This window comes from Streptomyces sp. NPDC048507, from assembly GCF_043199995.1.
Classification (GTDB): Bacteria; Actinomycetota; Actinomycetes; order Streptomycetales; family Streptomycetaceae; genus Streptomyces.
The window spans coordinates 21,076-41,774 of sequence record NZ_JBICWZ010000026.1; the positions used below are offsets into that span (position 1 = coordinate 21,076).

General features: G+C 72.5%; 20 protein-coding genes. 11 read left to right on the forward strand and 9 right to left on the reverse strand.

Going from position 1 to position 20,699, the window contains the following annotated elements; genetic code table 11:
- Positions 1–5: 5 nt before the first annotated feature.
- Positions 6–1,409, reverse strand: a complete 1,404-nt coding sequence (locus ACGFXC_RS35460) for an ABC transporter substrate-binding protein (RefSeq protein ID WP_393719038.1) — start codon at positions 1,407–1,409, stop codon at positions 6–8.
- Between the two features lie 197 nt (positions 1,410–1,606).
- Between ACGFXC_RS35460 and ACGFXC_RS35465 the strand changes: the two genes are divergently transcribed.
- Positions 1,607–2,053 carry a hypothetical protein gene (locus tag ACGFXC_RS35465; RefSeq protein ID WP_393719074.1) on the forward strand — a complete coding sequence of 149 codons (447 nt, stop codon included), beginning with the start codon at positions 1,607–1,609 and terminating at the stop codon, positions 2,051–2,053.
- Positions 2,054–2,067: 14 nt separating this feature from the next.
- Positions 2,068–2,931: a formyltetrahydrofolate deformylase gene (purU, locus tag ACGFXC_RS35470; protein WP_393719039.1), complete on the forward strand. Its 864-nt coding sequence runs from the start codon at positions 2,068–2,070 to the stop codon at positions 2,929–2,931.
- 65 nt (positions 2,932–2,996) lie between these two features.
- On the opposite strand, the gene ACGFXC_RS35475 is transcribed toward purU, so the two are convergent.
- Entirely contained in the window at positions 2,997–3,518 is a 522-nt protein-coding gene (locus tag ACGFXC_RS35475; RefSeq protein ID WP_393719040.1) for an EF-hand domain-containing protein, read from the reverse strand.
- A gap of 278 nt (positions 3,519–3,796) precedes the next feature.
- Here ACGFXC_RS35475 and ACGFXC_RS35480 point away from each other — a divergent pair, with 278 nt between their 5' ends.
- Positions 3,797–4,357: a sigma-70 family RNA polymerase sigma factor gene (locus ACGFXC_RS35480; protein WP_393719041.1), complete on the forward strand. Its 561-nt coding sequence runs from the start codon at positions 3,797–3,799 to the stop codon at positions 4,355–4,357.
- Positions 4,357–5,718: a maleylpyruvate isomerase N-terminal domain-containing protein gene (locus ACGFXC_RS35485; protein ID WP_393719042.1), complete on the forward strand. Its 1,362-nt coding sequence runs from the start codon at positions 4,357–4,359 to the stop codon at positions 5,716–5,718. The genes ACGFXC_RS35480 and ACGFXC_RS35485 overlap by 1 nt, the downstream gene beginning before the upstream one ends.
- Positions 5,719–5,770: 52 nt before the next feature.
- Here ACGFXC_RS35485 and ACGFXC_RS35490 read toward each other — a convergent pair whose 3' ends face one another.
- The 3 genes from ACGFXC_RS35490 to ACGFXC_RS35500 form a co-directional block, all read right to left on the reverse strand.
- The gene (locus ACGFXC_RS35490) at positions 5,771–7,231 is read right to left on the reverse strand and encodes a CHAP domain-containing protein (RefSeq protein WP_393719043.1); all 1,461 of its coding nucleotides are present in this window, start codon (positions 7,229–7,231) and stop codon (positions 5,771–5,773) included.
- Between the two features lie 122 nt (positions 7,232–7,353).
- Positions 7,354–7,659: a hypothetical protein gene (locus ACGFXC_RS35495; protein ID WP_393719044.1), complete on the reverse strand. Its 306-nt coding sequence runs from the start codon at positions 7,657–7,659 to the stop codon at positions 7,354–7,356.
- A gap of 243 nt (positions 7,660–7,902) precedes the next feature.
- Positions 7,903–9,501, reverse strand: coding sequence for a class I adenylate-forming enzyme family protein (locus ACGFXC_RS35500; protein WP_393719075.1), 1,599 nt, complete (start codon positions 9,499–9,501; stop codon positions 7,903–7,905).
- 157 nt (positions 9,502–9,658) lie between these two features.
- Between ACGFXC_RS35500 and ACGFXC_RS35505 the strand changes: the two genes are divergently transcribed.
- The 4 genes from ACGFXC_RS35505 to ACGFXC_RS35520 all read left to right on the forward strand — a co-directional run bounded on the left by ACGFXC_RS35505 (position 9,659) and on the right by ACGFXC_RS35520 (position 13,774).
- The gene (locus ACGFXC_RS35505) at positions 9,659–10,891 is read left to right on the forward strand and encodes an amidohydrolase family protein (RefSeq protein ID WP_393719045.1); all 1,233 of its coding nucleotides are present in this window, start codon (positions 9,659–9,661) and stop codon (positions 10,889–10,891) included.
- On the forward strand, positions 10,891–12,045 hold the full coding sequence (locus ACGFXC_RS35510; RefSeq protein WP_393719046.1) for an acyl-CoA dehydrogenase family protein: 1,155 nt from the start codon (positions 10,891–10,893) through the stop codon (positions 12,043–12,045). The genes ACGFXC_RS35505 and ACGFXC_RS35510 overlap by 1 nt, the downstream gene beginning before the upstream one ends.
- A gap of 4 nt (positions 12,046–12,049) precedes the next feature.
- Positions 12,050–12,949: an acyl-CoA dehydrogenase family protein gene (locus ACGFXC_RS35515; RefSeq protein ID WP_393719047.1), complete on the forward strand. Its 900-nt coding sequence runs from the start codon at positions 12,050–12,052 to the stop codon at positions 12,947–12,949.
- 372 nt (positions 12,950–13,321) lie between these two features.
- On the forward strand, positions 13,322–13,774 hold the full coding sequence (locus tag ACGFXC_RS35520; RefSeq protein WP_393719048.1) for an ATP-binding protein: 453 nt from the start codon (positions 13,322–13,324) through the stop codon (positions 13,772–13,774).
- 179 nt (positions 13,775–13,953) lie between these two features.
- On the opposite strand, the gene ACGFXC_RS35525 is transcribed toward ACGFXC_RS35520, so the two are convergent.
- The 4 genes from ACGFXC_RS35525 to ACGFXC_RS35540 all read right to left on the reverse strand — a co-directional run bounded on the left by ACGFXC_RS35525 (position 13,954) and on the right by ACGFXC_RS35540 (position 19,121).
- Positions 13,954–14,814 carry an immunity 49 family protein gene (locus ACGFXC_RS35525; protein ID WP_393719049.1) on the reverse strand — a complete coding sequence of 287 codons (861 nt, stop codon included), beginning with the start codon at positions 14,812–14,814 and terminating at the stop codon, positions 13,954–13,956.
- An 11-nt stretch (positions 14,815–14,825) separates the two neighbouring features.
- Positions 14,826–17,414, reverse strand: a complete 2,589-nt coding sequence (locus ACGFXC_RS35530) for a hypothetical protein (RefSeq protein ID WP_393719050.1) — start codon at positions 17,412–17,414, stop codon at positions 14,826–14,828.
- Between the two features lie 647 nt (positions 17,415–18,061).
- Entirely contained in the window at positions 18,062–18,262 is a 201-nt protein-coding gene (locus ACGFXC_RS35535; protein WP_393719051.1) for a DUF397 domain-containing protein, read from the reverse strand.
- Between the two features lie 10 nt (positions 18,263–18,272).
- Complete coding sequence (locus tag ACGFXC_RS35540) at positions 18,273–19,121, reverse strand: helix-turn-helix domain-containing protein (protein WP_393719052.1); 849 nt, start codon at positions 19,119–19,121, stop codon at positions 18,273–18,275.
- A 239-nt stretch (positions 19,122–19,360) separates the two neighbouring features.
- Between ACGFXC_RS35540 and ACGFXC_RS35545 the strand changes: the two genes are divergently transcribed.
- From ACGFXC_RS35545 to ACGFXC_RS35555, 3 genes are all read left to right on the forward strand, one after another.
- Positions 19,361–19,795 carry an ATP-binding protein gene (locus tag ACGFXC_RS35545; protein WP_393719053.1) on the forward strand — a complete coding sequence of 145 codons (435 nt, stop codon included), beginning with the start codon at positions 19,361–19,363 and terminating at the stop codon, positions 19,793–19,795.
- 97 nt (positions 19,796–19,892) lie between these two features.
- The gene (locus ACGFXC_RS35550) at positions 19,893–20,339 is read left to right on the forward strand and encodes an SRPBCC domain-containing protein (protein ID WP_393719076.1); all 447 of its coding nucleotides are present in this window, start codon (positions 19,893–19,895) and stop codon (positions 20,337–20,339) included.
- A complete protein-coding gene (locus tag ACGFXC_RS35555) occupies positions 20,336–20,695 on the forward strand; it encodes an ArsR/SmtB family transcription factor (protein ID WP_393719054.1) in 360 nt (119 codons plus the stop codon). The genes ACGFXC_RS35550 and ACGFXC_RS35555 overlap by 4 nt, the downstream gene beginning before the upstream one ends.
- Positions 20,696–20,699 lie beyond the last annotated feature (4 nt).

Below are 20,699 nucleotides of genomic sequence, written 5' to 3' on the forward strand. Positions count from 1 at the left end.
CGCGCTCACGCCGAGCGCGGGGCCTGCTCCAGCGTCGGGGTCATGTCCTGGGGCGCCTCGCCGGGCTGGTCGACGATGCGGCCGGCCTGCACGATCTGGAAGCTGACCCGGCCGTTGACCAGCCGGGGGAAGCCGGCCACGGCGCGCATGTCCTGGTAGCGCCAGCTCAGGTCGGGGGTGAGGCCTGCGGTCTTGACGCTCTCGGACTGGTTGAGCGCCCGGGTCAGCTTGCGGGCGGTGACCTCCTCGCCGTCCTTGAAGCGCTGCACGACGTCGTTCAGGACGGTGTACGCGATCCAGGTCGTCTGGGCCCCGCTGTCGTCGGGGTCGACGGTGTCGTCGCCGAAGGCCTGCTCGGTGATCACCTTGCGCATCGGCGCCCACAGCGGATCGGTGGACACCGGGTACCAGCTGGTGACGTACGCGCCCTCGAAGGGGCTCTCCTTGCCGCCGGTGCGATCGACCAGGCCCTGGCTGATGCTGCCGAGGACGGAGGCGATCTGCGGGTTGCGGTGCTGGCCGTCCAGGCGGCGGAAGGCGTCGAAGAAGGTCTCGGTGCGCTCGCCCAGGACGGCCGTCACGCAGGGCCTGCCCTCCTTGGCCGCGGCGGCGGCCGCCGCTCCGGTCCCCGTCCCCTTGCCGTCCTTGCCGTCCTTGGCCGGGCTGCCCGACGGCGTGCCCGACGGCGTGCCCGAGGGGCTGCCCGACGGCGTGTTCGCCGGGCCGCCCGCCGAGCCGTCGGCCAGGGCCTCCCGGGCCTGCGGGGTGAGGTCGGCGGCGTCCTCGGCGGCCCGGATGTCGGAGGCGTCCGGCATCTTGTTGGCCCGCAGCCCCGCGTTCAGCAGGATCGGCATGGAGTCCCCGGCGAGGGTGTCCGGGCGGACCAGCGACACCTGGGAGCAGGCCTTGCCCAGCTGGTGCCCGGCGCCGGCCAGCAGGGCGGGCTGGCCGCCGTTGACCGGGTAGGACAGGGTGCTCTGGAACTCCTCGGCGGAGACCCCGTAGCCGCCGATGAAGGGGATGCCCTCGGCCTCCAGCGGGGCCATGAAGGCGCGCCCGTGCTGGCTGTACGAGCCGACGACGGCGACGGCCTTCTCGGCGATGGCCTGACGGGCGCAGTCGGCGGCGCCGGTCGGGGTGTTCTTCTCGTTGCAGGTCAGGACGCGCAGCTTGCGGCCGTGGATGCCGCCGTTGGCGTTGACCCAGCGTTCGTAGGCCTTCGCCATGCCGGGCATGCCGGGCATGTTGGTGGCCTTCGTGCCCATCGGCGCGAAGGTCATGACCGTGAGGGTGCCGCCGGAGGCCGCCGAGCCCCCGGGGAGGACCCCGCACGCGGTGGTGAGACACGCGCCCAGTGCCGAAGCGAGGAGCAGGCGGGACAAGACGGCTGCGCGTCTGCGAGAGGTCATGTCCAGCGACCATTCCGCCCGAGGGGGAACTGGATGGTGAGGTGTACACAACATTCGGTGACGCCGAGGTGAATTGCGGGGGGACCGCCGGCGCACAGGTGCTTCAAGATCGCAGGTGGGGGGAACGTACGATCGAAAGCGTGACATTCGCCCAAGGTTCGAAGAACTCTTCCCGCCGCGGCGGCCGCTCCTCCACCATGGGCGGCATGCCCCTCAACGACATGCCGTGGTGGCGCTGGCGCAGCAACGTGCGCTCGGCGCTGCACATGCTTTCCGACCCGGTGTTCCAGGAGGAGATCTGGCTGGCGGGCGCCGAAGGGTACGGGGACGTCACGGACGCCGTGTACCGGCTCGTCGAGGACACCTGGCTCGACAGCTGGTCCGCCGAGAAGTACGTCGGCACGATCTTCCGCGACGCCCAGGAGGCGGCCGTCGTCGACCTCGCCGTGCTGCGGGTGCTGCGGATCCTGCACCAGGTCGGTCCGGACGCGCCGGTGTCCGCGTACCTGGAGCACCACGCGTGGCCGGAGGCGGTACGGGCGGCCCGCGAGGCGCACGTCCGGCTGGCGGCGGCGGACGGGGAGGATCCGGACGACCGGCCGGCCTCCGTCGACGTACTGAAGATCCTGACCCGCGCGGTGTGAAAGGCTATGCCGTCATGAGCGACCCGCAGCCCCAGCAGTACGTCCTGACCGTGTCCTGCCCCGACAAGCAGGGCATCGTGCACGCCGTGTCGAGTTACCTCTTCATGACCGGCTGCAACATCGTGGACAGCCAGCAGTTCGGAGACCGCGAGACCGGGCTCTTCTTCATGCGGGTGCACTTCGAGGCCGAGTCGTCCGTGACCGTCGAGAAGCTGCGCGCCAGCTTCGCCGCGATCGGGGACTCCTTCCGGATGGACTGGCAGATCCACCGCTCCGACGAGCGGATGCGGATCGTGCTGATGGTGTCGAAGTTCGGGCACTGCCTGAACGACCTGCTGTTCCGCTCGCGGATCGGCGCGCTGCCGGTGGAGATCGCGGCGGTGGTCTCCAACCACACCGACTTCGCCGAGCTGGTCGGCTCCTACGACGTGCCGTTCGTGCACATCCCGGTGACCAAGGACACGAAGGCGGCCGCCGAGGCGCAGCTGCTGGAGCTGGTGCGCGAGCGCGACGTCGAGTGCGTCGTGCTCGCCCGCTACATGCAGGTGCTGTCCGACACCCTGTGCAAGGAGCTGAGCGGGCGGATCATCAACATCCACCACTCCTTCCTGCCGAGCTTCAAGGGCGCCAAGCCCTACCACCAGGCGCACGCGCGGGGCGTGAAGCTCATCGGCGCCACGGCGCACTACGTCACCGCCGACCTCGACGAGGGCCCGATCATCGAGCAGGAGGTCGAGCGCGTCGGCCACGACGTCACGCCCGACCAGCTCGTGGCCATCGGCCGTGACGTGGAGTGCCAGGCGCTGGCCCGCGCGGTGAAGTGGCACAGCGAGCACCGCGTGCTGCTGAACGGCTCGCGCACGGTCGTCTTCGCGTAGCTCCCGGCCCCGGCGGCCCCGGCGGTCCGCCGGGGCCGCCCGGCGTCGGCGTCACGCGTCACGCATCACGCGTCGGGGGCCTCGACCCCGCAGTAGCCCGCGAAGGCCGCCAGGATCTCGTCCTCGCGGATGCGGCCGTCGCCGTCCTCGTCGAGGGCCGCCGCGACCGGGCCGGCCAGCTCCGCCGGGGTGCCGAGGACCCGCAGCACGCGCGCCGCGGCCGCCGGGGTCGCCGAGCCCGAGCCGTCCTCGTCCGCCACCGCGACCACCGCGGCCAGGAACGGACGGGCGATCTCCGCGAACCGCTGCGGGCTGTCGCGCAGCCGCTTCGCGGCCCCGGTCACGAACTCCTCCCGGGACACCCGCTGGTCACCGTCGACGTCGGCGATCCCGGCCATGCCCTGCCAGAACGCCTCCGCGCCGTTGAAGACCGCCTGGCCCTTGTCCGACCGCGCGGTGGTGCCGAATTCGGCCAGTACGGCCCTGGCCGCCGTGATGAAGTCCTCCCGGTCGATGTACCCGGACCCGTCCTGGTCGAAGGTGGCGAATCGGGCGGCGATCTTGCGCTCGTATTCTGCGCTGTCCATATTCGGCGTTCCGCCTTCACATGTGCGTTGGGGTGCAGTTGGGGTGCAGATCAAGACAGGCAGGAGCGTACGGCCTCGGTGGCCTGAGCGTTAAGCGAAGCGGTCAAGGAGGTGGCCGCATCGAACCCGCGCACGGGGAGCGCGATGGGGCGCGTACACCCGTTCGCGCGCGACCCTTAGCACGTACGTCCCGCCTCCCGCACGGGCTTTCCCCGAAACAGGCGCATTCCGTCAGGTGCGCACTACATTTGACGGGACGGCACACGGCTGGAGGCGCCATGGCGAGGGACGTTCCACCGCGCTGGGACCGCCGCATGCAGCAGCGCCTCGCCCGGGGCGAGGCCGCCGCGCTCGGCGAGCTCTACGACCGGTTCGCCTCCCTCGTGCACGGCCTGGCGCACCGGGTGCTCGGCGACGAGAAGGCCGCCGACCGGATCACCCGCGAGGTCTTCGGCTACATCTGGGAGAACCCCGACGCCTACGACCCGGGGCAGGGCTCCATGCGTTCGTGGGTCGCCCGCGTCACCCAGGGGCAGGCCGTCGACCGGCTGCGGCAGGTCGAATGCGGCCGCGGCTCCCGCGAGGAACTGGAGCAGAAGGTCCGCAGTGCCAACGCGGCCGCCCGCGCCGACTACATCGTCACCTCCATGCCCGCACCGCTGCGCGCCGCCCTGGAACTGGCCTACTTCAAGCGCCGCGACTACCGGCAGGCCGCGGCCGACCTCGACATCAGCGAGGACGAGGCCCGCCGCCGGCTGCGGCTCGGCCTCCAGCTGCTGTCGACCGCCCACGTCCTTCCCCGGGAGGACCCCGCCCCGCGCCGATACGGAACGACCTGATGACCGGCCCCGCCGAAGGCACCCCCGACGATGCCCACGAGCGGCCGGCGCGCGCCGCGCGCATACCGGGCTCCCGGCCGGCCGGCGAGGGCCTGCGCGCCGCCCGGATCCGGCCGGCGGAGCCCGCGCCCCCGCACGCACCGGAGCCGGCGGCCCGGCCCGCAGGCGAGCCCGCGTCCGTACCGGAGTCCGCGGCCGTGCGGGAGCCCGCGCGCGGACCGGCGCCCGTGGGGCCCGGGCCCGGCGCCGAGCAGCGGCCCCGGACGCACGGCGTGCTGAAGTCCCTGCTCGGGGCGTGGGCGCTCGCCGCCTGCTCCGCCGAGGAGACCCGGGCCGTCGAGGACCACCTCACCGGGTGCGCGCCCTGCGCCGAGGAGGCGCTGCGGCTGCGGGACGCCGTGGGCCTGCTGCACCCCGAGGAGACCCTCGACCTCAAGCCGCTGCTGCGGTCGCGGGTGCTGGAGGACTGCCTCGGCAGGCGCCCGGCGCGCATCCCGGTGCCGGTCTGGGCGAACCCGTACGACACCGAGACCGCGCGGCTCGACGCCCTGCTGCGCGACTTCGGCGAGGCGGAGTGGGGCACCCCGGTCCCGCTGAAGTGGTTCGAGGAGCGGGCGCCCCGCACGCGGCGGACCACGGTGGCGGGCGTGATCGGGCACCTGCTCACGGTGGACGGCCTCGTCGCCACCGCCCTCGGGCTGGACGATCCGCTGGGACCGCAGGCCCCGCCGGGCGGCGGCCCCGAGGGGCGTACGGAGCACTTCTGGAGCTCGGCGGCGTACGCGGCCACCGGCACGGTCCGCGAGACCTGGCGCGAGCAGGCCCACACCCTGCTCCGTACGGTCTCCTTCGCCGGCCGGGGCGCCGCCGAACTGGACGTGGACTACGGGGCCTTCGCCCTGCCGCTGGCCGACGCCTTCCTGGAGCGGGCCTTCGAGTGCTGGGTGCACGCCTGGGACATCGCCGAGGCGGTGGACTACCCGTACGGGCCGCCCTCGGGCCCGCACCTGCACCGCATGATCGACCTCGCGGCGCGGCTGCTCCCCGGGGCGCTGGCGGTCCGGCGCCGCTCGGGCCTGGCGGGTCCGGCGCGCGGCCTGGTCGCGGCGGGCGCTCCGGGGCGGACCCTGCACCTGGAGATCGAGGGGGCGGGCGGCGGCGCCTGGGACATCGCCCTGGACTCCCCGGCGGCGCGGCCCTCGCGGGAGCACACGGTGGCGGAGGTGGCCCTGGACGGCGTCGAGTTCTGCCAGCTCGCCGCCGGGCACGTCTCCCCGCACGACGCCGCCGTGGGCCAGACCGGCGACCGCGAGGCGATCCGCGACGTCCTCTTCGCGGCGGCTTCGCTGAGCCGGCTGTAGCCACGCGCGGGCCCCCGCCCCCGGTGGGAGGGCGGGGGCCGGCGGCCGCGGGTCAGGCGGTGGGGAGGGCGGCGACGAGGGCGGCGGGCACGCCGATGACGTCGGCGAAGCTGAGCTTGCCGGGGCCGAACTCGGTGGCGGACATGGCGCGCTTCCTGCCGCCGGCGGTGACCTGCCAGACGGTGCCGTCGCCGCCGCGGGGCAGGAGCATCGTGCCGTCGGCCGGGGCTGCCTTGGCGGCGGCGCCGTTCAGCCAGGTGCCGGGGGCGGCTTCGAGGGTCCGGCGGTCGTAGCCGAGGCCGGTGAAGTCCTCGTAGGAGAGCGGGACGGCCTTGCCGCCCGCCATCACGTAGACGGTGGCGTCGGCGCCGGAGGAGTTCTTCACGAGCGTGCCGTTGCCGGGCGGGGTGGCCACCGCGCTGCGGAGCCACTGGCCGGGGACGCCCATCAGCATCTGCTGGTCGTACTCGTTCGCCGTCCATTCCGCGCCGGAGATGGGCAGGGCCGCGCCGTCCACCATCACGTAGCGGCTCGGGTCCCGGCCCGTCTGGTCCATCACGACGACGCCGGAGGCGATCTTGCGCTGGGTGGCGGCCTGGAGCCAGGCGGTCGGGACGCCCATGTCGGGGCGGGTGTCGTAGCCCGCCTCGGTCCAGTCGGCCCCGCCGATGGCGAGGGCCGCGCCGTCGACGATGACGAAGCGGGAGTTGCCGCCCGCCATGTCGTGGACCACCGTGCCGGCCGGCGGGGCACTGGGCAGCGAGCGGAAGGCCGTGTCGTCGACCAGCACGATCTTGCTCAGGTCGTACCCGTCGGGCGCCACGTCGGAGCCGGTGACGGGGATTCCGGCGCCGGAGATCATCACCTTGACGTCGGCGGCGCCGGGGGACTTCACGAGGGTGCCGGCGGGCAGCGAGGCCGGGTTCGGGTACGAGGGGGTGCTGGTGCCCGCCGGGGAGACGTAGCCGCTGATCGTCTGGCCCCAGGGTGCCGCGCCCACCCGCCAGTTGGTGGTGCTGTTGGTGCTGACGCGGCCCGGGTAGCCGCCCTGGTTGCCGCCGGTGATGGTGACGGTGCCGCCGGATACGGCGGTGACGATGGCCACGTGGTCGTCGCCGGTGCCGCCGCCGTGGTTGTAGACCACCGCGTCGCCGACGTGCGGGGTGCTGGAGAGGGTGCCGTACCTGACGCCGTAGCCGTAGAAGCTGTCGGCCAGGTCGTTCAGCGCCGAGAGTCCGGTGACCCCGTTGCGGGCCCAGACCCAGCCGGCGAAGTCGGCGCACCAGGCGTGGGTCCGCTGGCCGCCGCTGCAACTGCTGTTCTGGTTCGGGCCGCCCACGTAACCGCCGTGGGCGCAGGCTCCGTTGCCGGCCTCGGCGCGGGCCGTGGCGGCGATGCCGTCGGTGAGCGGGGAGGCGCTGGCCGGGCCGGACAGTACCACCGTCAGGGCGGAGGCGGCCAGGGCCGAGGTGGAGGCGGCGCGGAGGGTGGCGGCCTTGCGGGACGTGGGCATGGCTGTGCTCCTGAAGGGTGCGGGGCGGAGGCGGGCGGTGCGGGCGGGCGGTGCGGCGCGGTGCGGCCGGACGGGGGTGGTGCGGGGCGGGGCGGGGTGGTGCGGTGACCGGGCGCGACGGGTCAGGCGCAGGCCGGGGGGCCGGGGCGGTGGCCGCGGGCCGCTCCCGCCGCGAGGGCGAGGGCGAGCAGTCCGTACGCCTGGTGTGCGGCGGCGGCGGGGTCGGCGGCCCGGACGAAGAGGGCGACGTGCATGCCGCGCGGCTGCGGGCGCACCCGGACGTGTTCGAGGGCGTGCGGCGGGCGGGCGTGGGCCCACAGGGCGTCCTGGAGGAGGTTCGCCCCGCCCTCGGTGCCGGCCGCGCCGGTGCTGCTGCGCAGCGGGATGCGGACCAGGAGCACGGGGTCAGCCCCGGCCGGTGACGTCACCGTCGTCGGCGTCGTCCCCGGCGTCGTCCCCGGCGTGGTGCGTACGGACGGTTTTCGGCATGGCGGTGCCCCCGGGCTCTCGTCGGTCGGTGGTGGTGGCCACCGGGGCGGGGCGGGTTTCGCGTGTGCCGCCGCCGCTCCGGTGTGGTCACCATCCTGTGCGGGCCGCAGGGGCCCGGGAAGTCCCGCCGGGCGGCACCAAGCGGCCGGGCAGCTTGCTGCCACCGCCCGGCCGGGCTGCGTTCAGGGGCGGGAGAAGCGTTCGCGCAGGCGGTACTTGAGGACCTTGCGCAGGGCGTCGTTGCGGGGCAGCGCGTCGACCAGCTCCAGCTGCTCGGGCAGCTTGTGCGGGGACAGCCCGCCCGCCCGCAGGTACGCGGTCACCGCGTCCAGGGTCAGCGGGGCGGCGCCCGCGGGCTGCTCGACCACGGCGCAGACGCGCTCGCCGCGCTCCGGGTCGGGCAGGCCGATGACGGCGACGTCGCCGACGGCCGGGAGCTGGTGGAGGAGGTCCTCGATCTCCTTCGCCGAGATGTTCTCCCCCTTGCGGATGATCACGTCCTTGCTGCGCCCGGTGAGGACCAGGTGGCCGTCCGCGGTGAGGTGGCCGAGGTCGCCGGTGATCAGGTAGCCGTCGGCGTCGAAGGCCCGCGCGGCGTCGTCGTCGTGGTTCAGGTAGCCCCGGCAGACGGCCTCGCCGCGCAGCCGCACCTCGCCGTCCGTGCCCGCGGGCAGCGGGGTGCCGCCGGGGGTGGTGATGCGGATGGACATGCCCCGCGGGGGGCGGCCCTCGGTGGTGGCGAGGTTCTCCGGGGTGTCGTCCGGGGACCCCATGGTGATCATGGGGACTTCGGTCATGCCGTAGCCGTGGGTGAGCTGGCAGCCCAGTTCCCGGACGACCGCGTGGTAGGTCTCCGGGGGCTTGGGGGCGCCGCCGCCCGCCAGCAGGCGCAGGCTCGGGATGAGCCGCGTACCGGGGTCCTTGCGCTGTTCGGTGAGGAACATCGAGTAGAAGGCGGTGGAGCCGCCCGCGACGGTCACGCCGTGGCGGCGGTACCCGTCCAGGGCGTCCGGCAGCGCGAACTTCTCGAAGAGCACCGCCGGGAACCCGTACAGCAGCAGCATCACCAGGTAGTCGGGGCCGCCTATGTGGGCGTACGGGAAGGCCACCGAGCCCACGTCGGCGGGGGCCAGCTTCAGGGCGTGGGCGAGGCAGGAGCCGCCCGCGATGAGGGAGCGGTCGGTGTGCAGCACGCCCTTGGGGTCGGAGGTGGTGCCGGAGGTCCAGTAGATCCACCGCACGCCGGTGCCGTCGGCCGGCGGCGGGGGCAGCACGGCGGGGTCGCCCTCGGGCAGGTGCGCGTACGCCTCGAAGACGCCGCGGGCGCCGAGCCGGGCGGCCATCGCGGTGTGGTCGAAGCCGCGCCAGACGCCGGGGACGGCGAAGAACTCGGCCTTGGCCTCGCGAAGCGCGAAGCCGGTCTCGCGGTCGCGGTAGAAGGGGATCACGGGTGTCTGGACGGCGCCGAGGCGGGCGAGGGCGAGCGAGAGCAGCACGGTCTCGATGCGGGTCGGGAGCTGCCAGGCGACGACCGTGCCGGGGCGCACGCCCTTGTCGTACAGGCCCGCGGCGACGCGTTCGGCCCGCTCGCGCAGCTGCCCGAAGGTCAGGGTGCGGTCGTCGGCGGGGTCGGGGGCGGCCTCGATGAGGACGGGCGCGTCGGGGGTGAGGGCGGCCCGGCGGGCGACCAGTTCCCAGAGGGTGGCGGCGCGGCTCAGCTCCGTGGCGGTGGCCGCCCGGGCCCGTCCGGCCGGTGCGACGTCCGTTCCGCTGTCCGTCATGCCGCCGTCGTCCGTCATCCCGGACCTCCCCTGGGCAAGGCAACCGAATGTCTGACGGAGAGTCAGATCAAGCGGAGAGCGTAGGGCTCCGGCGCTTGTCGGTCCAGGGGTGGCGGAGCTAGCTTGTTTCTGACGATCCATCAGATTGGGGAGCGCTATGGAACTGCCTCGGATCATCAGCGTCGACGACCACGTCATCGAACCGGCCCACCTGTTCGACGTCTGGCTGCCCGCCAAGTACCGCGACCGCGGTCCCCGGCCCCTCACCGCGGGCATCGGCGAACTCGCCTACACCGGCGGGAAGTACGTCATCACCATGGACCCCGACGGACCGCCGACCGACTGGTGGATCTACGAGGACCTCAAGTTCCCGTACAAGCGCAACATCGCCGCCGTCGGCTTCGACCGCGACGACATGACCCTGGAGGGCATCACCCGCGACGAGATGCGCCGCGGCTGCTGGGACCCCAAGGCGCGCCTGGCCGACATGGACCTCAACCACGTCGAGGCCTCCCTCTGCTTCCCGACCTTCCCGCGCTTTTGCGGCCAGACCTTCGCCGAGGCCCACGACAAGGAAGTGGCCCTGGCCTGCGTGCGCGCGTACAACGACTGGATGGTCGAGGAGTGGTGCGGCGACAGCGGGGGCCGGCTCATCCCGCTGTGCATCATCCCGCTCTGGGACATCGACCTCGCCGTCGCCGAGATCCGCCGCAACGCCGCCCGCGGCGTGCGCGCCGTGACCTTCTCCGAGATCCCCACCCACCTCGGACTGCCCTCCATCCACTCCGGCTACTGGGACCCCTTCTTCGCGGTCTGCCAGGAGACCGGCACCGTCGTCAACATGCACATCGGGTCCAGCTCCCAGATGCCCGCCGCCTCCCCCGACGCCCCGCCCGCCGTCCAGGCCTCCCTCAGCTTCAACAACGCCATGGCCTCGATGATGGACTTCCTCTTCAGCGGCGTCCTGGTGAAGTTCCCGGCGCTCACGCTCGCCTACAGCGAAGGCCAGATGGGCTGGATCCCGTACGCCCTGGAACGCGCCGACGACGTGTGGCGCGAACACCGCGCCTGGGGCGGGGTCCGCGACCTGATCCCCGAGCCGCCGTCCACCTACTACTACCGGCAGATCTACTGCTGCTTCTTCCGCGACAAGCACGGCATCGCCTCGCTCGACGTCGTCGGCCGCGACAACGCCACCTTCGAGACCGACTACCCGCACGTGGACTCCACCTTCCCGCACACCAAGGAGGTCGCCCTCGACCACGTGGGGGGACTCGACGAGGAGACCGTCTACAAGCTGATGCGCGGCAACGCCATCCGCATGCTCGGCCTCGACCTCGACCGGGACCGCGGCCTCGACCGGGCCCGCGGCCGGGACCGGGTCCGCTGATGGACCTGACCTACACCGAGGAGGAACGGGACTTCCGCGCCCGGCTGCGCGAATGGCTCGGCAAGACCCTGCCCGAGCTGCCCGCCAAACCCTCCCCGGACGACTGGCCCGCCCGCCGCGCCCACGACCTGGGCTGGCAGCGCCGCCTGTACGACGCCGGGTACGCGGGCCTGCACTGGCCCGTCGACGCCGGCGGCCGCGGCGCCACCCCGACCCAGCACCTGATCTTCCTGGAGGAGACCGAACGCGCCGGCGCCCCCTACGTCGGCGCGAACTTCGTCGGCCTGCTGCACGCCGGCCCCACCATCGCCGCCGAGGGCACCGCCGAGCAGCGCGCCCGCTGGCTGCCGCCCGTCCTGCGCGGGGACGAGGTGTGGTGCCAGGGCTTCAGCGAGCCCGGCGCGGGCTCCGACCTGGCCGCCCTGCGCACCCGGGCGGTGCGCGACGGGGACGCGTACGTGGTCACCGGCTCGAAGATCTGGACCTCGCACGCGGAGATCGCCGACTGGTGCGAACTGCTGGTGCGCACCGACCCGGCGGCGCCCAAGCACAAGGGCATCTCCTGGCTGGCGATGCCGATGGACGCGCCCGGCGTCACGGTCCGGCCGCTGCGCACCCTCGCCGGATCGGCCGAGTTCGCGGAGGTCTTCCTCGACGAGGTCCGCATCCCGGTGGCGAACCGGGTCGGGGCGCAGGACGACGGCTGGCGGGTCACCATGGTGACCCTGTCCTTCGAGCGGGGCACCGCCTTCGTCGGCGAGGTCGTCGCCTGCCGGCGCACGCTGACCGCTCTGGCCCGGGCCGCGAAGGCCAACGGCCGCTGGGACGACCCCGTCCTGCGCCGCACCCTCGGCCGCCTCTACGGGGAGTTCGGGGCCCTGTGGCGGCTGACGCAGTGGAACGTCAGCGAGGCGCAGCGCTCGGACGGCGTCCCTGGCGCGGGCGGCAGCGTCTTCAAGCTGGCGTACTCGCACGCGCGGCAGGAACTGTACGAGGCCGCGGCCGACGTGCTCGGGGCCGATTCCCTGGCGCTGGAGGAGGAGTGGGTCCTGGACCGGCTCTCGTCCCTCTCGTACACGATCGCTGCGGGCACCTCGCAGATCCAGCGCAACATCGTCGCCGAGCGCATCCTCGGCCTCCCGAAGGGCCGGTGACGCCGTGGACTTCCAGCCGACCGAGGACCAGCGGGACCTGCGGGCGGGCGTGCGGAGCCTGCTCGCCGGGCGGTACGGACGCGAGGCCCTGCGGGCGTCGGTGGACGCCGGGGGCGCCCTCGACCGGGCCCTGTGGCGGGAGCTGGGCGAGGCGGGCTTCTTCTCGCTGCGCCTGCCGGAAGCGCGGGGCGGCGCCGGACTGGGCCTGCCCGAGGCGGTCCTCGTCTTCGAGGAGGCCGGGCGGGCGCTGCTGCCGGGGCCGCTGGTGGCCACGCACCTGGCCGCCGGGTCCGTCCCGGGCGCGGCGGAGGGGACGGCCGTGGTCACCGCCTTCGACCTGGACGGGCCGCTCGTGGCCCACCTGGGCGAGGCCGACGCGCTGCTCGGCGGCGCGCTCCCGGCCGGGGAGCCGGTGCCCTCGGCCGACCCGCTGACCCCGCTGTGGCGGACGGCCGGTCCGGCCGGGGAGGCGGGCCCGTACCGGGACGAGGGGGCGCTGCTGACGGCGGCGCTCCAGACCGGGAGCGCGCTGCGGACGGTGGAGCTGGCGGTGCGGTACGCGGGGGAGCGCGAGCAGTTCGGGCAGCCGATCGGGGCGTTCCAGGCGGTCAAGCACCTGTGCGCGCGGATGCTGGTGCGGGCCGAACTGGCCCGTACGGCGCTCTACGCGGCCGCCGTCACGGCGGACGGCGCGGAGATCGCGGCGGCCAAGCTGCTGGCCGACGAGGCCGCGGTGCGCGGCGCCCGGGACTGCCTCCAGGTGCACGGCGGGATGGGCTTCACCTGGGAGGCGGACGTACACCTGCACCTGAAGCGGGCGTGGGTACGGGCGCGGCAGTGGCGGACGGCGGCGCAGGCGGAGGAACTGCTGGCGGAGCGACTGCTGGCGGAGTCGGCGGGGTAGGCGGGTCCGGGAGGCCGGCCGGCGGGCCGGGCCGGTCGTAGCAGTGCGTGACGGAACGCGGAGTGAAGGCACGGGAAGGACGGTGCGGGACGCATGTCTGATTACAGAGAGTTGATATCGGTTTGTGTCCTTCGCCCACCCCGATACGGGCCGGAGGCAGGGGTGTGCTCCGGTACGCTCCGACGAATGCGAGCGGTTGAGCGGCGCGAGCGCCGCACAGTATGCACCACGCCTACTCCTTCGCGCTGGAATATGCCCGAAGCGCTTGTTGTGGTGACTGTATGTCAACCATGCTGCTCGACAAGGGGATCACGTTCCGTGATCCCGCCCCGTCGCGAGGCGAAGTGTCCGCCGGTTCGGATGGTGTGAGCGGTGCAGGTGCTTCAGGTACAGCTGGAGGTAGGACCGGACCCCGCCGAGGTCGGCAGGGCCCGCCGGTGGGCGCGCTCCAGGCTGGCGGGGTCCGGGATAGGGGACGACGAACCGCTCGCCGAGACCCTGATCCTGCTGATCTCCGAGCTGGTCACGAACGCGGTCGTGCACACGGGCTGTCCGGCCGTGCTGCGGATGCTGTTCGGAGGGCCGGGGGTGCGGGTCGAGGTCGCCGACGCGAGCGACCGTGCCCCGGCCCGCCGGTGCGCCGCCGGTGACGACACCGGCGGCCGCGGCCTGGAACTGGTCGACGGTCTCGCGGACCGGTGGGGCTGGCAGCGCGAGGGCGCGGGCAAACGGATCTGGTGCGAGATCGACCGGGCGGAGCCGTCGGAGGCGAAGGTTCCGGACGAAAACTTTGCCCGCTGCCGGGAACCGCGCGTGTACCTCTAACGAGGTGTTGACGGTTCGTCACCGGGTGATCACCCTGGTGGTGAGCGATTCGTCGCGAGGGGACGCCAAGGGTCCTTGCCTTGACGAGTGCGGGTCGTGGGGTGGCGGCTGCCGTGCCGCGCTCGGGGTGCGCACGAACGCACGCCGCCACCCGTAGGTCACCACGACGCCGGCTCGCGTCACACCTCGAACTCACCGACCCAGGAGCGCTTGAGCAGGTGCTCGGGCAGGTACGGGGACTCGACCCCGACCGGGATCCCGCCGTCGTAGGCGAGGCAGGCGACGGCGAGGATGGCGACCGGCACCCGGCCGTCGATGTCCTCGGTCCGCTCGGGGGTGGCCGTCCAGTACTGCCTGTGGAGTTCGAGGGCCTCGATCAGCGTCGCGTGGAACCCCTCCTCGTCCTTGCGGAGGAACTTGTAGAAGAGGTTGATCGGCGGGTACGCCACCTGCTGGATGTACTCCCGGCCCGCGATCACCGCCACGTCGGGGTGCGAGCGGTCGAAGGTCGCCGTCAGCTCCTCCACCAGCTCCGGGCGCTTGAGCCAGTAGGCCTGGAGGGTGGCGACCCAGTGGTAGAGGTAGTCGTCGTGATCCGCGCCCGCGGCGCGCAGCACGTCGAGCGGCAGCTCGCAGAGCTCCGTCATGCGCGGCTGGTCCCGCGTGATGATCGCGTACCAGAAGGCCTGGAGCCAGGCCGAGGCGCGCGCATCGTGGTTCGGTCCCGTCGCGGGCAGGGTGCGCACGGCGTGGTGAATCCGGCACTGAGCCGTGCCCTCGGTCATCCCCGCGGTACGGAAGAGCGCCGAGCCCAGCTGGGCGGCATCGACCACCGTCTCCCAGGTCGTCAGCTCGGCGGCGGTCGGATCGACCAGCGTGCGGGACTGCACGTGCAGGTCCGCCTGGTTCCAGACCCGGTCGAGTTCTCCCGGGAGAGTGGCCAGCTCGTCGATGTTCGCGACCAGCCGTTCGTCCTGGCTCCTGACCCAGTCCGCGCTCTCGGGCGCGGGGCGGGCATGGCTCTCCACGATGACCGTCATGTTCTCCCCTGTCACTTGCTGATGTCGAACCGTTGGATCGTATGGCCGGTGTACGTTCCGGTGTTGTCGGCGCCCTTGATCACCACGTAATCGATCTTGTTTGCCTTGAAGGCGGCGTCGAGCTTGTCGAAGAGCGCCTTTTCCAGGGGGTTCGTCCTGGCGCGCTTCTCCATCTGCTTGAGGATGTCCTTGAAGTACGGGCGCGTACCTTGAGACACCCGGTCGGCGCCGATGCGCCGTTCGCCGAGTTCGGTGTTGACGTTGCCCTTGGCCTCGACCACAACGTACCGGTCCCCGTGCTTGTAGACCTGGTCGAACTGATCGTTGCCGTTGGCCGGGCCGAAGACCGGTTCCTCCTTGGCGCCCGGGAACTCCTTCGGTATCGCGTGTTCGCGGGCGACCGTCTCGCCGAACAGCTCGCTCTTCTTCGACAGCGCCTCGTGGAAAGGCTTGTGGTGGGCTCTGGCCTGTTCCATGGCGGCCAGGGTCTCGTTCGTGCCCGCCGCCTTGTGGGCCGTCTTGGCGTCCGTGTAATCGGTGTGCGGCTTCTTGTCCGCCTGCATGGCGTCCCAACGTTCCTTCGCCGCGTGGTCGAGCCTTTCGGTCATCTGCGCGGTGACCGTGGGGTGGTCGTGCGCAACCGTCTTGGCGTCGTCCAGGTAGTTCGGGGGGACCGGCGGCGGGAGCTCCGACTTCGGGATCCACTTGCCCGGCGAGACCTCGACCAGCTGCGGCGGGACCAGCCCGGTGTGGTCCGGGAGGAGCTTGAGCCGGTGGCCGAGCTTGTTGTAGTGCTGTTTCCGGTACCCGTCCGTCGGATCGTTCGCCCGGTGGACCTGGTACTCCATGATCTGCTTGCGTTCGGCGGTGGTGTAGTCGTGCGCGTTGTCCCGGTGCGGGGGCAGCTCGGGGCGTTCGCCGTGGCCGGGCGTCACGGGATCGGGGCCGCCGTGACCGGGCCCGTGGCCGAGGTCGTCGGGGAGACTGGAGCCGCCCTGGTGGGGGACGGTCGGTCCGTCGTGGCCGCCGCCGCCTGTGGTGGGGGTGTCGGTGTGGGTGGTGCCGCCGGTGTGGGTGGGGTCGGTGCCGCCGTGGTGGGTCGGGCTTCCGCCGCCGGGTTCGGTGTGGGTGTTGTGGGCCGTGTTGTCCGCGACGCCGCCGGGGGTGTGGCCTGCCGTGCCGGCCGGGGTGTGGGCGGTGACGTCCGCGGTGTGGGCGCCGACGGTGGCCGGGACGGGTTCGTGCTTGGGGACTTCGGCCAGCGGGTGGTCGGAGCCCTTGGGGACCGAGGTCAGGTCCTGCTTGGGGACGCCCTGGTGGTCCAACAGCTGGTTCGTCGTCTTGTCGAAGTACTGCGGCCGCCCGAGCGCGTCGTCCGGGAGCCGGACCGTGTCCTCGGGGTGCGGGAAGGTGACCCCCGGAGCGTCCGCCTTCGGGAGGTCCTTCCAGATCACGTCGTCCAGCTTGGGGAACGCGCCGTCGGCCTTGCCGAGGTTCGCGAACAGATCACCGATCTTGATCTTCGCGAGGGAGCCGGCCTTGCCGATGTAGGTGATCGGGTCGATCAGCCGGCCCGCCTTCCCCGCCACCGACAGGACCTTCGCGACACCGCCCGCCTTCGCCGCCGTCCCCGCACCACCGGTGAACACCGTCGTCAGCACGTTGAAGGTGACCGCGCCCGCCGCCCGCGCCGGGTTCTTGCCCCACTCGTCCCACGCCACCAGCGCCTTGCCGGTCTCCTTCACCGCCGTCCGCGAATCCCGGATCCAGCCCGGCAGGTCCTTGTCGTCCGCCATCCAGAACGCCGTGCTCATCCCCGGCACCGACATGATCGCCAGACCCGTCGCCAGCTTCGCCAGCCCCGTCCACGCCTGACCGGCCTTGTCCCAGCCGTCCACACCGACGAGCGTGCCCAGGCCCCGGATCGTGCCCCAGATCCCGTCGACGATCAGACCGTCCCACACGAACGACTTGACCCAGTGCCCCACCTCGTACCAGCGGTGGGTCTCCTCCAGCTGCGAACCCCACGGCAGGTCCTGCGCCTTGTTCAGGTCCTCGCCCTTGTACCCGTACATGTTCGCGCCGTGCGAACCGTCGTCCGCCGTCAACGGCGGATCGCCATACAGGGACCGGATCTTGTTCGCGCAGGTGCGTTCCGCGGCCCAGAACGCCGAGACCGCCGCGTTGACGTCGTGGATCAGATCGTTGTTCTCATCGATCTTGTCCCCGTCGTCCTTCCAGTGCTCATCCCCACTGATCTTGCTGCTGAACGTCGTCGCCTTCGCCTGGAGCGTCTTCAGCTGCGCCACGATCGGCCGCGCCTCGGTGATGTACTCACCCAGCGCCTTCGCCGCCGACTCCAGCTGATCCGCGAAGAAATCACTGTCCGTCTTCACCGGCTTCGTCGTCGCGAACAACTGCGCCGCCTCCGGCGCCGAATAGAACGCCGACAACCCCTGGAACTCGGAATCCACGTTCGAACCCGCGTCACGGAACGTCCCCGCCGCCGCAGTGATCGCCGTGTGATCCTGCTGCAACGCGTCCAGATCACCCGTGAACTGCGGAATCGTGCACGGATTGATCGGTACGTGATCAGTCACTTCTGCCCCGCCCCCGGGAGGTAGACCCTGGATTGTCGTGCTCCTGTCTACCCGGCGGGAGTTTCGGGCGCAAACGCGCAGGGCGGCCTTCGGCCGGGGAGGGCGGGGAGTTGGCGGATGGGGCGGACGCGCCATTCGGGGCGGGTGCCGTCGCGCAGGACGATGCTGAAGCCGGCGGGTTCGCCGCGGTGGAGGGCGGCCAGGGCCTGGACGCGGCCGCCGCCGTCGGCCCAGGCGGATGGCGTGCGCGGGGGTGTCCAGCATGACCCGGTAGAGCAGCTCGGGTGCCCCGCCGTACGCGTCGTGGTGGCAGAGGGACTCGAACCAGTAGCCGGTGTGGAGGGCTACGCCGTGGGCCGGGGGGTCGGGGTGCGCGTGCATGTGCGGCTCTCCTGCCGACGCGGGGTGTCGCCCCCTCCGAGTCCTGACGGCAGGCGGAGGGCGCGGCGGGAGGCTCCCGCCAACCGGCGCATAGTTGGCGGGAGTTGCGCCGCGGATCGACCTGGCGGGCCGCTGGGTCCGTGACGTACGGCGACGGTAGCGTCACGCGACGCCCCGTCGCAACAATGCGACGTCCCAAAGTTGCGCCGGGACGCGCAGAGTGCCCCTCACCGGCTCGGATGGGGGGCACTCGTGATGGGGGTTCGTCAGATCAGGTGGTCGAACTCGCCTGCCTTGACTCCGAGGATGAACGCGCGCAGCTTCTCCACGCTCGTGGTCACCACCACGTCCGGGTCGTCGCTTTCGCGCAGCTTGATCGTGCCGGCGGCGGGCGCCAGCTCAACGCAGCTCTGATTGTCGTCCGGTCCCGAGAACGAGGACTTCTGCCATTTGATTCCGTCGGTCATGCGCCTTGACTCACACTTCCTGAGCGATGCGGTGAATGTGTTCCCTCGACTCTTCAGGTCCGAGCGCGATCGACTCGATGGATTCGAGCAACCCCCGGTACTTGGCGAGTTGAGCCTCTGCGTCCAGGAAGCCGCCGTCGAAGGCGCTGTCGACCTGGACGGTGTCGAGCGCCGGAATGGCGCCCCCTGCGTAGAGCATCGAGTGCACGGAGCCCGTGATCTGCCGGTCGAAGGGGATGATGCGGACGGTGACGGACGGCCAGTGGGAGACCTCGTCCAGGAACGCGAGCTGTTCTCTCATGACGTCCGCGTCGCAGTACCGCATGCGCAGGGCGGCCTCGTGGATGAACGCCTCGAACGGGGTGGGGCGGGGTCGGTCGAAGATGGTGCGACGCCTGGTCCGGTGCTCGACGCGCGTGTTCACCTCGCTCGCGGGCAGGTCGGACATCCCGCTGCGGATCAGGCTCCGGGCGTAGGACTCCGTCTGGAGCTGTCCCGGGACGTGCAGCATCTGGATGACGCGGATGTGCGTGGCGTGGAACTCCAGCTCGGCGACGTCGAGGAACCCCGGCGAGAGGCGTCCCCGGTATTCGTCCCACCACCCCTTGCCGCGTTCCTCGGCCATGCCCGCCAGGGCGTCGACGAGGTGCTTGTCGGTCGCCGAGTAGTGGGCGGCGAGCCGCCGGACGCGCTCGTCGCTGACTCCGTAGCGACCCGATTCGATGTGGCTGATCTGGGCGCGTTCGCCGCCCAGGTACGCGGCTGCCGTCGCGCCGTTCATGCCGGCCTTCTCGCGCAACTTGCGCAGCTCGGCGCCCAACCGCCGCTGGCGGGCGGTCGGGTAGCTCCTTGGCGGCATGGCCCCTCCCTCGTGTCCGGGTACGAGTGTGCCGCCCTGTCAGGCCCGGGTCCACTCGATCGGATGTTACGTGCGTACCACTGTTGCGCCGTCCCAATGTTGTGCCCTACCTTCCAGGGGCCGGGAAGCCGGACGGCGCCCGAAGTGCAGTCGGCCGCAGCCCTGTTGGGGTGGACGGCGGACCAGGGACACGGGTCGCGCGGAGCGGGACCGAGTCGTCGCGTGGGGAGACCGTTGAGATGAACACGAGCGCTTTACGTCAGGCCCAACCCGCCCCGGGGGGAGGGGTCGTCTACCGGATGGTCGCGCCGAGGCGGGCCGATGCGGTCCGGGTCGTGCGGGACTGGGTGGTGTCCGTGCTGCGGGCCAACGGGTGCGGGCGGCTGGGGGAGCGGGCGCGGCTGTGCGCGTCCGAGGTGGCGACCAACGTCTACCTGCACACCGATTCGCCCGAGATCGCCGTCGAGGTCACCTTCTCGGCGTCCCGGGTGACCGTCTGCGTCTTCGACTGCGAGCCCGGACGGTGGCCGGAGCCCGGCACCGCCCCGCCGCTCGCGACCCGGGGGCGGGGGCTCCTGCTCGTCGCCGCCCACGCCGACGACTGGGCGGCGGTCGTGCAGGGGGACTGCGTCAAGGCCGTCTGGTTCGGCTTCGCGGTGGAGTGGGCCAGGTAACGCGCAACCTTCCGGTTGCTTGTCGCCGGGGGACGTGCAACCCTGGAGTTGCATCAGCCCGAGAGGTTCCGAGAGATTCCGAGAGATGAGGCTCGTCATGGTCCAGGACCGGATCGAACGCGAAACCCTGATCGAAGCGCCCCTGGAGCGGGTCTGGGCGCTGGTGACCGAACCCGGGTTCTGGGTGGCGGAACCGGAGGCCGCCGCCGGCACCGTCGCCCGCGAGGGCGAGGAGACGCTGGCGAAGAACGCCCGGTACGGGGACTTCCCGGTGCGCGTGGAGAAGGTGGAGCCGCAGACCTACGTGGCCTACCGCTGGGCCAGCGCCTTCCCCGGCGAGGACCTGCGCGGGGACAACACCACCCTCGTGGAGTTCACGCTGACCCCGGAGGGCGACGGGACGCGGCTGCGCGTCGTCGAGAGCGGCTTCGCGGCGCTCGCCGGCTCCGACGAGCTGCGCGGCAAGGCGCTGGAGGACAACACCGGCGGCTGGCCCCAGGTGCTCGACGCGTTCAAGGCGCGCGCGGAGGGGACCCCGGCGTGACGCAGGCCCACCCGGCCGACGGCGTGGACGCGGTACTGGCCGCGCTGGCCGACCCCACGCGGCGGCTGCTCCTCGACCTCCTCGCGGCGCGGGGCGAGGCCACCGCGACCACGCTGGCCGAGGGGGTCCCCGTATCCCGCCAGGCGGTGGTCAAGCACCTGGCGGTGCTGGAGGCGGCCGGCCTGGTGCGCGGGGGCCGGGTGGGGCGCGAGGTGCGGTACGCGGTGCGGCCGGCGGCCTTGGACGCGACGGCCCGCTGGATGGCGGCCCTGGCTGCCGACTGGGACCGCCGCCTGGCCCGCATCAAGCGCCTGGCCGAACTCCCCCGGGCCCCGGACCGGGGCCCGGGGGCGTAGCCGC

What these genes read in the sequence shown, in the direction of transcription:
- ACGFXC_RS35475 (WP_393719040.1), bottom strand. Translation starts at nt 3,518, where the DNA reads ATGGACAGCGCAGAATACGAGCGCAAGATCGCCGCCCGATTCGCCACC.
- ACGFXC_RS35535 (WP_393719051.1), bottom strand. Translation starts at nt 18,262, where the DNA reads ATGACCGACGGAATCAAATGGCAGAAGTCCTCGTTCTCGGGACCGGAC.
- ACGFXC_RS35525 (WP_393719049.1), bottom strand. Translation starts at nt 14,814, where the DNA reads ATGACGGTCATCGTGGAGAGCCATGCCCGCCCCGCGCCCGAGAGCGCG.
- ACGFXC_RS35460 (WP_393719038.1), bottom strand. Translation starts at nt 1,409, where the DNA reads ATGACCTCTCGCAGACGCGCAGCCGTCTTGTCCCGCCTGCTCCTCGCT.
- purU (WP_393719039.1), top strand. Translation starts at nt 2,068, where the DNA reads ATGAGCGACCCGCAGCCCCAGCAGTACGTCCTGACCGTGTCCTGCCCC.
- ACGFXC_RS35480 (WP_393719041.1), top strand. Translation starts at nt 3,797, where the DNA reads ATGGCGAGGGACGTTCCACCGCGCTGGGACCGCCGCATGCAGCAGCGC.
- ACGFXC_RS35500 (WP_393719075.1), bottom strand. Translation starts at nt 9,501, where the DNA reads ATGACGGACAGCGGAACGGACGTCGCACCGGCCGGACGGGCCCGGGCG.
- ACGFXC_RS35540 (WP_393719052.1), bottom strand. Translation starts at nt 19,121, where the DNA reads ATGCCGCCAAGGAGCTACCCGACCGCCCGCCAGCGGCGGTTGGGCGCC.
- ACGFXC_RS35510 (WP_393719046.1), top strand. Translation starts at nt 10,891, where the DNA reads ATGGACCTGACCTACACCGAGGAGGAACGGGACTTCCGCGCCCGGCTG.
- ACGFXC_RS35490 (WP_393719043.1), bottom strand. Translation starts at nt 7,231, where the DNA reads ATGCCCACGTCCCGCAAGGCCGCCACCCTCCGCGCCGCCTCCACCTCG.
- ACGFXC_RS35485 (WP_393719042.1), top strand. Translation starts at nt 4,357, where the DNA reads ATGACCGGCCCCGCCGAAGGCACCCCCGACGATGCCCACGAGCGGCCG.
- ACGFXC_RS35505 (WP_393719045.1), top strand. Translation starts at nt 9,659, where the DNA reads ATGGAACTGCCTCGGATCATCAGCGTCGACGACCACGTCATCGAACCG.
- ACGFXC_RS35545 (WP_393719053.1), top strand. Translation starts at nt 19,361, where the DNA reads ATGAACACGAGCGCTTTACGTCAGGCCCAACCCGCCCCGGGGGGAGGG.
- ACGFXC_RS35550 (WP_393719076.1), top strand. Translation starts at nt 19,893, where the DNA reads ATGGTCCAGGACCGGATCGAACGCGAAACCCTGATCGAAGCGCCCCTG.
- ACGFXC_RS35465 (WP_393719074.1), top strand. Translation starts at nt 1,607, where the DNA reads ATGGGCGGCATGCCCCTCAACGACATGCCGTGGTGGCGCTGGCGCAGC.